A 12,392-nucleotide genomic window follows, 5' to 3' on the forward strand; every position below is an offset into this window, starting at 1 on the left:
AAATCAGACTTTATTATAAATTGTAAAAACGATCTGGCCCTAATCTATCGTCGAACCTACAATAAGGATATTGCTCTCAATATAAAAAATAATTCAAAATCAAACTGACATGAAAACACTTATTACAATTTCTTGTTTTTTAACAATGTTTGTTGCCACTGCCCAGTGGACTACAGATACGGATGCCAATACGCTGGTTGCAGAATCTGGCGAACTCGATGTTCAGGCGCGCGGAACATCTGACGGACAGACCTATGTGGTATATTGGAAAAACGTTGGAGCACCGACCAATATTGAACTTAGAATGCAGGTTATGGATGCAGATGGCAACCGAAAGTTTGGCGAGGATGGATTGCTTGTAAGCGATCAACTATCAATGAGCACATTTACGGTTATTATGAATACTGTTGTTGATGCCGATAATAATTTATATATAGGAGTTACTGGAACTACAGATTTTTCGGCCCATGCTTTTAAAATGGATAGTGACGGAAACCACCTTTGGGGTGCTAACGGTATTAATTTAGGAACTGGAGTACCGGTGACCATATTGCCATTATCTTCTGGAGATGCCATTATTTCTTGGCATGATTCCGGTGAGGCAGTGATGCAAAAATACGATTCCGGCGGAAATGCAGTTTGGCCTGGCACTAAAACAATTGGGTCTGGAAATACAACGGCTGCCAATTTATTTGAACTCTCCAATAATGATTTTGTAGTGGTTTATCATTCCATTTTAAGCGGAATAAATTCATTTTTATATGCTCAACGATACGATTCCGATGGGAATCCGGTTTGGTCAAATGCTGTTCAAATTGCAGATGGAGCTACTGCCTTTAACCGCGCTTATACAGGTGTACAGGATGGAGATGTGGTTTATATGGGCTATTTTTCTTCTACCGGTACCCGTTTTGATTCTTATTTACAGCGAATAAACCCGGATGGATCACTTCCCTGGGGAATTAATGGTTCAGATTTCGATATAAATCAAACCGATTATGAAATGGAAACTGAAATTGCTTTTCAGCCAGGGTCACAGTATGTGTGGTCTATTTCTACCTATCGCAATGCTACCCAAAGTGAGCGTGGGGAATACGTACAGAAATTTGATAAAGATTCCGGAGCGCGTGAATTCACAGATAATGCAAAGGTTTTATTTCCTTTGGGAAATGATAAGTCACATCAAGGGTCACTTCGGCTAAGAGATGGCAGTCCTCTTTTCTTGATGGAAGAAGGAGAAAACAATGGAGCTACGCCAACCACTCTGAACGTGGTTTATCTGGATGAAAATGGAAACTTTGCCTGGCCGGAAGAAACAAGGCCGGTCGCCACCTTTGCGGCCGCTAAGAGCAGGGTGAATTTCACTGAAGAAGGCAATATGCAAAATGTGGCTGTTTTTGTTGAGGACAAAGGCAACGGAAAAGAAATTTACGCACAAAACGTAGTTGATGAGACTGCTGAAATTGAAGATTTTTCAAATGTTTCCGTCTTTTTCAAAAACCCCGTGGAAGATGAAATGGTTTTGAAAAGTAATTCAGATATTGCAGAAATTAAAATATTTAATATTCGGGGGCAACAGTTATTTGGCAAAAAATATAAAGGTGAAAACGAAATAAAAATCAACACACAAAAGTGGAATACTGGAATTTATTTTATGAACATTTCTACGAATAAAGGAGGCGTAAAGAGAATGAAAATAATTAAAAAATAAGGCATATATGCTTATTTGAAAAAAGTCTTTCTGTTCTATGGGAAGACTTTTTTATCCTTCCTCTTTATCTTTATTATCTTCATGAAAAACAAGGGGATGATCTTTTTCACCCAGCCCAACGATTTTTATCATATTGATAACAGTGTTATAAAGCATTAAAATAACCGAAACCATACCACCGCTGAGCAATGAGGAAAGAAACAGCGTTGCCCAATAAATGGTTGAATACCAAGAGGTAGGTAGCTCCTCTGATTCCGTAATGGGAATATTAAAAATCTGGAAAAGTATAATGGCTATAATAAAAAGTATGGTATCTAACTTAGCAATAGTCATTACTTGTGTATAATGGGCTTGCTTTAATTTTGATTTGGATCCTGAACTTATTCCCAAAAGAGTTAACAAAAGTGCCAAAATAGTTGCAGAAGCCAACACAATGGTGTTGCAGAGCATGTTTATTCCAGGTAATGAAGAAGTAATCAATTTTTTTGCTTCATATCCTGAAATATTTCCCAAAAGAAAAACTCCGGTTCCGGTGATAATTGCAGCAATTAATCCGCCATATAATGATCGCTGGTTGTATTTTGAAAGTTTTATCATTTTCTTTCTTGGTTATTTTTTACGTTACTGCCCTTCTGAAAGAGTCCAAAAAATTATTTATAAAGATAAAAAAAAGGCTTTTATACATTTGCATAAAAGCCTTTTTAAAATTATTTCTTCAACGTTCCTGGCGGATATTCTGCTAAAATTTTCATTACAATTTCACGAATACGTTCTTCTTTTCGTTCCATATCACTGGTAACCAAATCTGCGCTGCCCATACCTTGCCAAACCAAATTATTGGTTTTAGCGTCAATTAGGTCAATGTAAAGTGTGCCTTCGGTAGAACGGGAAACGTGGCTTCCGCCGTAATAGCCACCATAATACCAAGGATTCCAGCCCCAGCCATAGCCAAAATTATTATTGTAAACATCTACACGCTCACGCTCTTTGGTGAAAATGCTAACGAGTAAATCTGGAGTGGTAGATTTTGACATTCCTTTTACGGTAAGATTTTCTTCAATGGCTCGAAGAATACGTTTTTTATCGAGGTCGCTGATCTGGGCTTTGTCAATTCCAGGCTTAAAAAAAGCGAAGGAGTTGTACTGATTAAAATTTACTTCTTTGTCAAAATCCGTTGCCACACGAACAGTGGAGCAGGATGCGAAAACAAAAAGAAACAACAGCGGTAAAAATTTAAGTGCTTTCATAAGATTAATTTTTTATTTGAATAATTTATCATCAACGAAATTTGGAAGCGTAACCTTTAATTGCGGATTATTTTGCATTGCTCGTTTTATTGCGAAAACAGCTTCATTATTCCGTGACCAACTGCGTCTGGCTATTCCGTTATTTACATCCCAAAACAGCATATTTTCAAGTCGCCGTTGCGCATCTGTACTACCATCAAGAACCATTCCGAAACCGCCGTTTATTACTTCGCCCCAACCTACACCACCACCGTTGTGGATACTCACCCAAGTTGCCCCGCGGAAGCTATCGCCGATTACATTTTGGATGGCCATATCGGCCGTAAACCTGCTTCCGTCGTATATGTTAGAAGTTTCGCGATACGGCGAATCGGTCCCCGAAACATCGTGATGGTCACGCCCCAAAACCACTGGACCAATTTTTCCATCGGAAATTGCTTTGTTGAAAGCCGAAGCAATCTGCACACGCCCGTCAGAATCTGCATATAGGATACGCGCCTGCGATCCGACCACCAATTTGTTTTCCTGCGCGCCTTTAATCCAAGTGATGTTATCCTGCATTTGTTGCTGGATTTCCTTTGGCGAATTTTTCATCAATGCCTCCAAAACCTCACAAGCTATTTCATCAGTTTTTTGTAGATCTTCAGGTTTTCCCGAAGCGCATACCCAACGGAACGGTCCAAAACCGTAATCGAAACACATGGGGCCCATAATATCTTGCACATAAGATGGATATTTGAATTCCTTATTTTTTTCTTCGGAAACTACGTCGGCACCTGCGCGAGAGGCTTCCAAAAGGAATGCATTTCCATAGTCGAAGAAATACGTGCCTTTTGCAGTGTGCTTATTAATAGCTTCCACTTGGCGGCGCAAACTTTTTTGTACTTCCTTTTTGAAATTTTCAGGATTATTGGCCATCATTTCGTTGGCTTCCTCATACGTCAAACCAACGGGATAATATCCTCCCGCCCACGGATTGTGAAGCGAGGTTTGATCACTTCCCAAATCGATATAAATGTTTTCCTCGGCAAATTTTTCCCAGACTTCCACCACATTTCCGTCGTAAGCTATCGAAACGGTTTCCTTATTCGCCAATGCTTCTTTTACGCGTTGTGAAAGTGCATCCAAATCTGAAATCACTTCATCTACCCAACCTTGGCTGTGTCTGGTTTCAGTTGCTTTTTTATTCACTTCGGCGCAGACCGTAACACAGCCTGCAATATTCCCGGCTTTGGGTTGCGCGCCGCTCATTCCGCCAAGACCGGAAGTTACGAACAAACCGCCCTTTAGCTCTTTTTTAATTTTTCTGAAACCGTTCAAAACCGTAATCGTGGTGCCGTGTACAATTCCCTGTGGGCCGATGTACATATAGCTTCCCGCGGTCATTTGACCGTATTGGGTTACGCCAAGCGCATTGAATTTTTCCCAATCGTCAGGTTTTGAATAATTCGGAATCATCATTCCATTTGTAACCACCACTCGGGGCGCGTCTTTATGTGAAGGAAACAAACCCATTGGATGCCCTGAATAAACTGCCAAAGTCTGCTCGTCGGTCATTTCCGAAAGGTATTTCATCACCAAAAGATACTGCGCCCAGTTTTGAAATACCGCGCCATTCCCTCCGTAAGTAATCAGCTCATGTGGATGTTGCGCCACGGCATAATCCAAATTGTTTTGAATCATTAGCATAATCGCCTTTGCCTGCTCACATTTTCCGGGATATTCCTCAATTGGTCGTGCGTACATTTTATAATCGGGACGAAAACGGTACATATAAATGCGCCCGTATTTTTCCAGCTCCTCGCGAAATTCGGGTAGAAGCGTGGCGTGGTGTTTTGGCTCAAAATAGCGAAGGGCGTTGCGCAGGGCAAGTTCCTTTTCTTCCTTTGAAAGAATTTCCTTCCGCTTTGGCGCGTGGTTTATGGATGGATCGTAAGATTTCTTTTCAGGTAAAACTGATGGAATGCCTTGTTGAATTTGTTCTTTAAAAGTCATTTTCTAAAAATATTTTTATTGATGCTTCCCAGTTTTCTTATTGAACCCATATGGACAATGACGGCAGCCACTTTCGCAGCAATATCCGCGTTTTAAGTGGTACTGTTCCGTAAAACACTTGTAGCCTTCGGGCGTAAGGTAATAATCGCCTTCTTCGAGCTCTATTTTTTTCTTTGGAAAAAGCATGTCACAAAAGTAAGGATTTCAAGGCTGAAAGTTTTAAAATTGAACCAAATCCATTGTTTCGGGATTTAAGCCTTAAATTTGCAATATCAATTCCAAAGAAATGACAAAACACAAGGCCGGATTCGTAAATATTATTGGAAACCCAAACGTGGGCAAAAGCACGTTGATGAACGCTTTTGTGGGTGAACGGCTTTCCATTATTACTTCCAAGGCGCAGACCACGCGCCACCGAATTTTGGGAATTGTGAACGGCGATGACTTTCAAGTGCTTTTGAGCGATACACCCGGAATCATAAAACCTGCCTACCAACTGCAGGAAAGTATGATGGATTTTGTGAAATCTGCCTTTGAGGATGCCGATATTCTGCTGTATTTGGTGGAATTGGGCGAAAAGGAGCTGAAAGATGAGGCGTTTTTCAACAAAATAACAAATTCAAAAATTCCAGTTTTATTGCTGATAAATAAAATTGACAAAGGCAACGAGGAGCTGCTTTCCGAAGCCTTAAAGCTTTGGCAGGAAAAAGTTCCTAATGCTGAAATTTTTGCGATTTCTGCGCTACAAAATTTTGGGGTTCCCGAAGTTTTTAATCGAATTATTGAATTGCTTCCCGAATCGCCGCCCTTTTATCCAAAAGACCAACTCACCGATAAGCCCGAACGATTTTTCGTAAACGAAGCCATTCGCGAAAAAATATTGATGCACTACAAAAAGGAGATTCCCTATTCCGTTGAAATTGATACCGAGGAATTTTTTGAGGACGAAAATATCATCCGAATCCGCAGTATAATTATGGTGGAGCGCGAAACGCAAAAAGGGATTATCATCGGTCACAAAGGTTCAGCTTTAAAGCGCGTGGGCACTGAAGCCCGAAAGGATTTGGAGAAATTCTTTGGAAAGCAAATTCATTTGGAACTTTATGTGAAGGTGAATAAAGATTGGAGAAGTAACGAAAAGCAGCTACGGCGATTTGGGTACAACCAGAAATAAATTCCAAATTTCAAGCACCAAATTCCAAATAAATCTCAAATTCCGAATAAATTCCAAAATCCAAGACTTGCAATTCGGTGAATAAAAGAGTCCCGGCTCTCATTTAGGGAGGGCGATTCACCCTTTGAAGGGGGTTAGGGGGATGTTTTGGAATTTGGAATTTGAAATTTGGAATTTTCAACAATCTCATTCATAAAATCATACAGTTCGCGCATTCCGGGTTTTCCTTTTTTCTTTCCCATGGCTCCGGCGAAATACAGTAAAATCCAAGCCAATACCAAAACAACTGCAATAATGATTTGAATGGTTATCGGGTTTCCCAAATTGTAATTGGAGTACAACCAAGTCAAATCTACCATAAATAGAATTCCAACCGCAACATGCAGAAACATAAACATGGTCCACACAGTTGGATTTGGCCCGAAAAAACCGTTGAGGGAACAGGAGTTTTCATCTTTTTCCGTTATTTCCAAATGCAGTTGCGGCGACCAAAAGTGCTGTTCCCTTTTCGGTAATTTTATAAAAATATGATCGTCCACGCAGGAAATTATAAATCTATTTTGTATTTCTTTAACTTCCGAAAATTTCATAACCAATTGTGAACAAGGTTCTTCAAGTTCCATTTGGAAACGTGGACGCAATACAATTTCATTGGAAAGCATTCTTTAATTATTTATTTTTAAAGCCGTTAAAATAGTATTTTTTCTGCCAACTAAAAGCTATTTTTGCACCCTAAAATTAAGATTATGAGCATTGTTGCCGTCGTAGGAAGACCAAATGTGGGAAAATCCACTTTTTTCAATAGATTGATTCAGCGTAGGGAAGCCATTGTGGATGCTGTGAGCGGCGTTACGCGTGACCGCCATTACGGAAAAAGTGACTGGAACGGAAAGGAATTTTCGTTAATTGACACTGGAGGTTATGTAAAGGGAAGCGACGATATTTTTGAAGCTGAAATAGACAAACAAGTGGAACTAGCTATTGATGAAGCAGATGCCATAATCTTTATGGTTGACGTGGAAAGCGGCGTTACCGGAATGGACCAAGAGGTAGCGAAACTGCTTCGCCGTTCAAAAAAACCCATCTTTTTGGCCATCAATAAAGTGGATGCTGCTTCAAGAGTTAATGATGCTTTGGAGTTTTATTCACTTGGTTTTGAAAACCAATACAATCTTTCAAGTATAAACGGAAGTGGAACTGGTGAATTGCTCGATGATTTGGTGAAGGCATTGCCGGATAGGGAAGAGCCGGATGATAGCGAGTTACCACGTTTTGCAGTTGTGGGTCGTCCGAACGCGGGAAAATCTTCTTTCATCAATGCGTTGATTGGCAAGGACAGATATATTGTTACCGATATTGCGGGAACTACGCGTGATAGTATTGATACAAAGTATGACCGTTTCGGGTTTGAGTTCATTTTGGTTGATACTGCCGGAATCCGCAAAAAAAGCAAGGTAAAGGAAGATCTCGAATTTTATTCCGTAATGCGAAGCGTCCGTGCTATAGAACACTGCGATGTTATCATCCTTATTTTTGATGCTACCCGGGGTTTTGACGGACAGGTGGAGAACATTTTTTGGCTGGCACAACGCAATAATAAAGGAATTGTGATACTTGCCAATAAGTGGGATTTGGTGGAAGACAAAGAAAGCAGTAGTGTTAAGGATTATGAAAAATACATCCGTCAGCAAATTGAGCCTTTTGTGGACGTGCCCATTGTTTTTGTTTCCGTACTTACAAAGCAACGTATTTATAAAGCCATTGAAACAGCGGTACAGGTTTACCAAAACCGAAGCAAAAAAGTTAAGACCAGTGAGCTGAACGAAGTAATGCTCCCTATTATCCAAGCATATCCGCCGCCGGCTTACAAAGCGAAATATGTAAAAATAAAATTCTGTACGCAGTTGCCAACTCCGTATCCAAGTTTTGCGTTTTTCTGTAATCTTCCGCAGTATGTGAAAGATCCGTATAAGCGTTTTATTGAGAATAAACTAAGGGAAAACTTCGATTTTTCGGGAGTTCCTATTACGGTTTATTTTAGGAAGAAGTAAAGGCAATAGTCGGTTAGTTATTCAACTACTTACCTGCTTTTAAAAAAATGTCCCAAGTAGCAAGTTGGGTTACGTCCAGTTTTTTCCAAAGATTATCTAGTTCTTTTTCAATTTGTATTATTGGATCAGTCCTATTTTTGTCTTTGTATCTTTGGGTAGCAGACCAGCTAATGAGTAACCCTTTTAAATCTTCCAATGTTATTTCTTTTTGAAATTTAAAGGAAGGCGTTTCTATTTCGTTGAAGGGGAAGGGAATGGTTTTATATTCTTCAGCAACAAGTTGACTTTCCTTTTGCCAAAATTCACCAACAATGTTGTCGTGAAAATGAAGAATTAATTTATCTATTTCTGAAGATACTCTTGGCAAACTGTAAGTCCAAACAGCAATAATTCCTTCCGGTTTCAAAACACGTTTTACTTCAGAATAAAATTTTTCGAAATTAAACCAATGAAGTGCTTGGGCCACTGTTATTAAGTCGACAGAATTATTCGCTAAGCTACAACTTTCAGCTTTTTCAACTTTATAAGTAATTTTTGGATGTGATTGTGCATTTGAAATTTGTTGCCCACTCGGATCGGTGGCATAAACTTTTTCAAAATAATTGGCCAAACCTATAGCCGATTGTCCGTTGCCAGTACCACAATCCCAAGCTAAATCGTAATTTTTGGTTAGAGTGCTCAAATAGTCAAATAATTCTTTGGGATAGGAGGGCCTGTACTTTTGGTAAGCAGTAGATTGTTTTGAAAAATTATCTTTAAATTTTTCCATGTTCTTTATTTTTTGAACTCCCTCCCTTTGAAAGGAGGGTTGGAAAGGGATGTGTTTTTACCAACCACCGCTAGCTCCGCCACCACCGAAACCGCCACCACCGAAACCGCCGCCAAAGCCGCCACCGCCACCGAAACTTCCGCCACCGCCGAAGCTTCCGCCGCCACCGCCAAAACCACCACGACCAAGGCTACTCAGCACAATAATGTCCAGCAAGCTTCCGCCGCCTCCACCTTTACCGCCGCGCCCTCCTTTTCGCATAAGCGCAATAATGATAATGATAAAGATGAATATGATGAAAAAAGGGATGGGTGTTCCGTCCTTTTTTCCGAAATCGCGGTCTTCTTTGAATTCGCCTTTCAATGCTGCAAAAATGGCATCACTTCCTTTATCAAGACCTTCGTAATAATTTTCTGCTTTAAATTCAGGAATCATAATTCGGTTTATGATGCGTTCGGCCATTAAATCGGTGATTCGGTATTCAATGCCGTAACCCGTGTTTATATCAACTTTGCGGTCTTCTTTTGCAAGCGTGATTACAATTCCATTGTCTTCGCCATCTTGGCCAATGCCCCATTTTTGGCCCCATTCTGCACCGAGCATGGAAATGTCTTCGCCGTTTGTAGAGCCGATAATAATACAAACAATTTGTGTGGAAGTAGAATCGGCATAACGAATCAACTTATTTTCCAATGCAGTTTTTTGTGAAGGTGTAAGCAGGTTTATATAATCGTAAAGTGAAGTTTGCTTTTCGGGCTTTGGCGGAATTTCATATTGGGCCGAAACATTTTTAGGGAAAATAAAAATTCCCAAAAATGAAAATAAAATACAATATTTAGATAGAAAGTTGATGAGTTTATAGGTTTAAAAAGTTTAAAATTGGAGCCATTAAAAGTATCTCTATTCCCTTTGGGAGCAGGTGCTTTACCCTACCGAAATATCGTTTGATAATTCATTTTTATCATCCTTTTGATAAGGGAAATGTTTTTTCAATTGTTCGCCAGCTTTTAAGATACCTTCTACCAAACCTTGTTTCATATCGCCATTTTTAAAATGATTGATAATGATGTCTTTAGTGCTTTCCCAAAAATTCTGGCCCACAATGTCGTTTATGCCTTTGTCGCCCATAATTACAAGCGTTCTATCCTGTACAGCAACATATATAAGCACGCCATTGCCTTCCTTGGTGTTGTCCATATTCAGCATATCAAATACTTCCGCGGCACGGTCAAAGGCGTCAATGTGCTCGTTTGGCTCTTCAGCAGAGGTGGAAGTGGGTTCCAAATGTACCCGTATTTCGCCCGAGGTGTTTTTTTCGGCAATGCGAATGGCTTCAATTATTGCGGCTTCTTCTTCAGAAGTAAGAAAATCTTCAACTTTAGACATTACTCTTTATCATTTCCTAAGTCATCAAAATTCACTTTTGGCGCATTTTCGCTGCCGGCATCAGCTTTGAAGTATGCTTTTTCGTGGAAGCCCAACATACCTGCAAATATTTTTGTTGGGAATTGATTTATTTCAGTGTTGAACATTCGCGCATCTTCATTAAACCTGTTTCGCTCCACGTTTATACGGTTTTCGGTGCGTTCCAGTTCGTTTATCAATTCCTTAAAGTTTTCATTCGCTTTTAAATCAGGATACCTTTCAAAAACAGCTAACAATCTTGAAAGTGCAGAGGTTACACCTGCCTGTGCTTCTTGATATTGTGCCAGTTTTTCCGGGGTAATGTTTGAAGGATCGATGTTTATGGATGTAGCTTTACTTCTGGCTTCTGTAACGGCAACCAACGTTTCCTGTTCAAATTCGGCATAGCCTTTTGCTGTGCTTACAATATTTGGTATGAGGTCAGCGCGGCGTTGATAGGAGCTTTCCACATTTGCCCATTGTGCAGTGGCTTTTTCGTCCAAAACGACCAATTTGTTATTGAGACTGGCCAAATAGCCTCCAATAATTAAAATTAGGCCTAAAATAATAATGATGGGTAACCATTTTTTCATGATGATGGTGAATTTAGAGTTGTTCTTTGATTTTTAAAAGTTCTGCTTTTACCGATTCCAGTTTTCGAATAATCTCAAACTGGTCCAGTGTTTTTTGTTTGTTTTCCTTTAAATGTATTTTAGCGCCTTCCAACGTAAAACCGCGTTCTTTTACTAAATGATAAATAAGCTCTAGGTTTTTTATGTCTTGGGGGGTAAACTTTCGGTTGCCCTTGGCATTTTTTTTTGGTTTTAGCACATCAAATTCCTTCTCCCAAAAACGTATAAGCGATGTATTCACTCCGAAAGCATCGGCTACTTCGCCAATATTGTAATATAATCTTTCGGGTAGGTCTATGTGCATTAATTTTAGTTATGAGTTATGAGTTTTCTTTTCTTTGGAATTTAGAATTTTAGTCTAAAGATTGGTTTTCTTCTTGAGATTTTCTCAAAATTTCAGCAAATTCTTCCGAAGTCAAACTTCCATAGTAAAAATTAATCGGGTTAATGCGTTCGCCATCTTTAAATACTTCGTAATGACAATGAGGCGCCTCGCTTCTTCCAGTACTTCCTACAAAACCTATAATGTCGCCGCGCTGTACCTTTTGTCCTGGACGAACATTGTATTTGTAAAGGTGCGCATAGAGACTTTCATACCCATATCCGTGATCTATCACCACGTGGTTTCCATAGCCCGTGGCAGTATTGTCAGCACGTGTAACTTTGCCGTCTCCGGTGGCATATACGGGTGTTCCTCGCGGAGCGGTAAAATCCATTCCGTAATGAAACTTTCTCGCTTTTGTAAATGGATCTGTACGGTAACCGTAGCCAGAAGCCATTCGTGTAAGGTCTTCGTTTTTTACAGGCTGAATGGCAGGAATGGCGGCCAATAGTTTTTCCTTTTCTTCTGCAAGTCTTACTATTTCGTCTAATGATTTGGACTGTACAACAATCTGTTTCGTCAAAATATCCAAATTGCGGGTTGTGTTTATGATTAATTTTGAATTATTAAATCCTTCTAAATCCTTGTAACGGTTTATACCTCCAAAACCCGCTTTACGCTGCTCCTCCGGAATTGGATTTGATTCAAAATATACACGATACAGATTGTTGTCCCTATCCTCAACTTCAGCAAGTACTGCCTGTGCTTGCTCTATTTTTTTGTTTAAAAGTTCAAATTGAAGCTGCATATTGTTCAGCTCACGCTGTAGCGCCAACTCCTTGGGGGTTTGAACTGATGGTAGGTTTATATAGACTAAAAGCAGCAAAAAACCACTTAGAAACATACCCAACAGACTCAGAACGAAAATCTTTAGTTTTCGGCCTTTTTTCTTTTCTATTTTTCGGTACGAAAGCGTTTCGCTATCGTAGTAATATTTAACCTTAGACATGCGTTAAAAAATTGCTATTTTTGCGCGTTGCTTATTCGCGCGAAGTAAAGGTAACGTTTTTACAAATATAGAAATTGT

Annotated in this window: 14 protein-coding genes; 3 read left to right on the forward strand and 11 right to left on the reverse strand. The window is 39.7% G+C overall.

The features are described 5' to 3' along the window. Positions 1-109 precede the first annotated feature (109 nt). On the forward strand, positions 110-1,711 hold the full coding sequence (locus JK629_RS08165; RefSeq protein ID WP_202335171.1) for a T9SS type A sorting domain-containing protein: 1,602 nt from the start codon (positions 110-112) through the stop codon (positions 1,709-1,711). 51 nt (positions 1,712-1,762) lie between these two features. Here the strand turns inward: JK629_RS08165 and JK629_RS08170 are convergent, their stop codons facing one another. The 4 genes from JK629_RS08170 to JK629_RS08185 form a co-directional block, all read right to left on the reverse strand. Next, on the reverse strand, positions 1,763-2,308 hold the full coding sequence (locus JK629_RS08170; RefSeq protein WP_202335172.1) for a hypothetical protein: 546 nt from the start codon (positions 2,306-2,308) through the stop codon (positions 1,763-1,765). A gap of 110 nt (positions 2,309-2,418) precedes the next feature. Beyond that, positions 2,419-2,958 (reverse strand): DUF4136 domain-containing protein, encoded by a 540-nt coding sequence (locus tag JK629_RS08175; RefSeq protein ID WP_202335173.1) that lies wholly within the window; start codon positions 2,956-2,958, stop codon positions 2,419-2,421. A gap of 12 nt (positions 2,959-2,970) precedes the next feature. Further along, positions 2,971-4,953, reverse strand: coding sequence for a urocanate hydratase (locus tag JK629_RS08180; RefSeq protein WP_202335174.1), 1,983 nt, complete (start codon positions 4,951-4,953; stop codon positions 2,971-2,973). 15 nt (positions 4,954-4,968) lie between these two features. Beyond that, positions 4,969-5,139 carry a DUF5522 domain-containing protein gene (locus JK629_RS08185; protein ID WP_202335175.1) on the reverse strand — a complete coding sequence of 57 codons (171 nt, stop codon included), beginning with the start codon at positions 5,137-5,139 and terminating at the stop codon, positions 4,969-4,971. Between the two features lie 100 nt (positions 5,140-5,239). On the opposite strand from JK629_RS08185, the gene era reads away from it, so the two are divergent. After that, entirely contained in the window at positions 5,240-6,127 is an 888-nt protein-coding gene (era, locus tag JK629_RS08190; protein ID WP_202335176.1) for a GTPase Era, read from the forward strand. A 134-nt stretch (positions 6,128-6,261) separates the two neighbouring features. Here the strand turns inward: era and JK629_RS08195 are convergent, their stop codons facing one another. Beyond that, positions 6,262-6,789 carry a GTP-binding protein gene (locus tag JK629_RS08195; protein ID WP_202335177.1) on the reverse strand — a complete coding sequence of 176 codons (528 nt, stop codon included), beginning with the start codon at positions 6,787-6,789 and terminating at the stop codon, positions 6,262-6,264. Positions 6,790-6,870: 81 nt separating this feature from the next. Here JK629_RS08195 and der point away from each other — a divergent pair, with 81 nt between their 5' ends. After that, complete coding sequence (gene der, locus JK629_RS08200) at positions 6,871-8,178, forward strand: ribosome biogenesis GTPase Der (RefSeq protein WP_202338025.1); 1,308 nt, start codon at positions 6,871-6,873, stop codon at positions 8,176-8,178. 25 nt (positions 8,179-8,203) lie between these two features. Here der and JK629_RS08205 read toward each other — a convergent pair whose 3' ends face one another. The 6 genes from JK629_RS08205 to JK629_RS08230 form a co-directional block, all read right to left on the reverse strand. Further along, entirely contained in the window at positions 8,204-8,947 is a 744-nt protein-coding gene (locus JK629_RS08205; protein WP_202335178.1) for a class I SAM-dependent methyltransferase, read from the reverse strand. A gap of 57 nt (positions 8,948-9,004) precedes the next feature. After that, complete coding sequence (locus tag JK629_RS08210; RefSeq protein WP_225625976.1) at positions 9,005-9,760, reverse strand: TPM domain-containing protein; 756 nt, start codon at positions 9,758-9,760, stop codon at positions 9,005-9,007. A gap of 111 nt (positions 9,761-9,871) precedes the next feature. Beyond that, on the reverse strand, positions 9,872-10,333 hold the full coding sequence (locus tag JK629_RS08215; protein ID WP_202335179.1) for a TPM domain-containing protein: 462 nt from the start codon (positions 10,331-10,333) through the stop codon (positions 9,872-9,874). Then, on the reverse strand, positions 10,333-10,944 hold the full coding sequence (locus JK629_RS08220; RefSeq protein WP_202335180.1) for a LemA family protein: 612 nt from the start codon (positions 10,942-10,944) through the stop codon (positions 10,333-10,335). Before JK629_RS08220 ends, JK629_RS08215 begins: the two co-directional genes overlap by 1 nt. A 13-nt stretch (positions 10,945-10,957) precedes the next feature. Beyond that, positions 10,958-11,287 (reverse strand): MerR family transcriptional regulator, encoded by a 330-nt coding sequence (locus JK629_RS08225; protein ID WP_202335181.1) that lies wholly within the window; start codon positions 11,285-11,287, stop codon positions 10,958-10,960. Positions 11,288-11,336: 49 nt separating this feature from the next. Further along, positions 11,337-12,314 (reverse strand): M23 family metallopeptidase, encoded by a 978-nt coding sequence (locus tag JK629_RS08230; protein ID WP_202335182.1) that lies wholly within the window; start codon positions 12,312-12,314, stop codon positions 11,337-11,339. Positions 12,315-12,392: the final 78 nt, after the last annotated feature.

It is taken from the genome of Aequorivita iocasae, assembly GCF_016757735.1.
Taxonomy (GTDB): domain Bacteria; phylum Bacteroidota; class Bacteroidia; order Flavobacteriales; family Flavobacteriaceae; genus Aequorivita; species Aequorivita iocasae.

What these genes read in the sequence shown, in the direction of transcription:
- JK629_RS08205 (WP_202335178.1), bottom strand. Translation starts at nt 8,947, where the DNA reads ATGGAAAAATTTAAAGATAATTTTTCAAAACAATCTACTGCTTACCAA.
- JK629_RS08230 (WP_202335182.1), bottom strand. Translation starts at nt 12,314, where the DNA reads ATGTCTAAGGTTAAATATTACTACGATAGCGAAACGCTTTCGTACCGA.
- JK629_RS08215 (WP_202335179.1), bottom strand. Translation starts at nt 10,333, where the DNA reads ATGTCTAAAGTTGAAGATTTTCTTACTTCTGAAGAAGAAGCCGCAATA.
- JK629_RS08185 (WP_202335175.1), bottom strand. Translation starts at nt 5,139, where the DNA reads ATGCTTTTTCCAAAGAAAAAAATAGAGCTCGAAGAAGGCGATTATTAC.
- JK629_RS08195 (WP_202335177.1), bottom strand. Translation starts at nt 6,789, where the DNA reads ATGCTTTCCAATGAAATTGTATTGCGTCCACGTTTCCAAATGGAACTT.
- JK629_RS08165 (WP_202335171.1), top strand. Translation starts at nt 110, where the DNA reads ATGAAAACACTTATTACAATTTCTTGTTTTTTAACAATGTTTGTTGCC.
- JK629_RS08170 (WP_202335172.1), bottom strand. Translation starts at nt 2,308, where the DNA reads ATGATAAAACTTTCAAAATACAACCAGCGATCATTATATGGCGGATTA.
- era (WP_202335176.1), top strand. Translation starts at nt 5,240, where the DNA reads ATGACAAAACACAAGGCCGGATTCGTAAATATTATTGGAAACCCAAAC.
- JK629_RS08225 (WP_202335181.1), bottom strand. Translation starts at nt 11,287, where the DNA reads ATGCACATAGACCTACCCGAAAGATTATATTACAATATTGGCGAAGTA.
- JK629_RS08175 (WP_202335173.1), bottom strand. Translation starts at nt 2,958, where the DNA reads ATGAAAGCACTTAAATTTTTACCGCTGTTGTTTCTTTTTGTTTTCGCA.
- JK629_RS08180 (WP_202335174.1), bottom strand. Translation starts at nt 4,953, where the DNA reads ATGACTTTTAAAGAACAAATTCAACAAGGCATTCCATCAGTTTTACCT.
- JK629_RS08220 (WP_202335180.1), bottom strand. Translation starts at nt 10,944, where the DNA reads ATGAAAAAATGGTTACCCATCATTATTATTTTAGGCCTAATTTTAATT.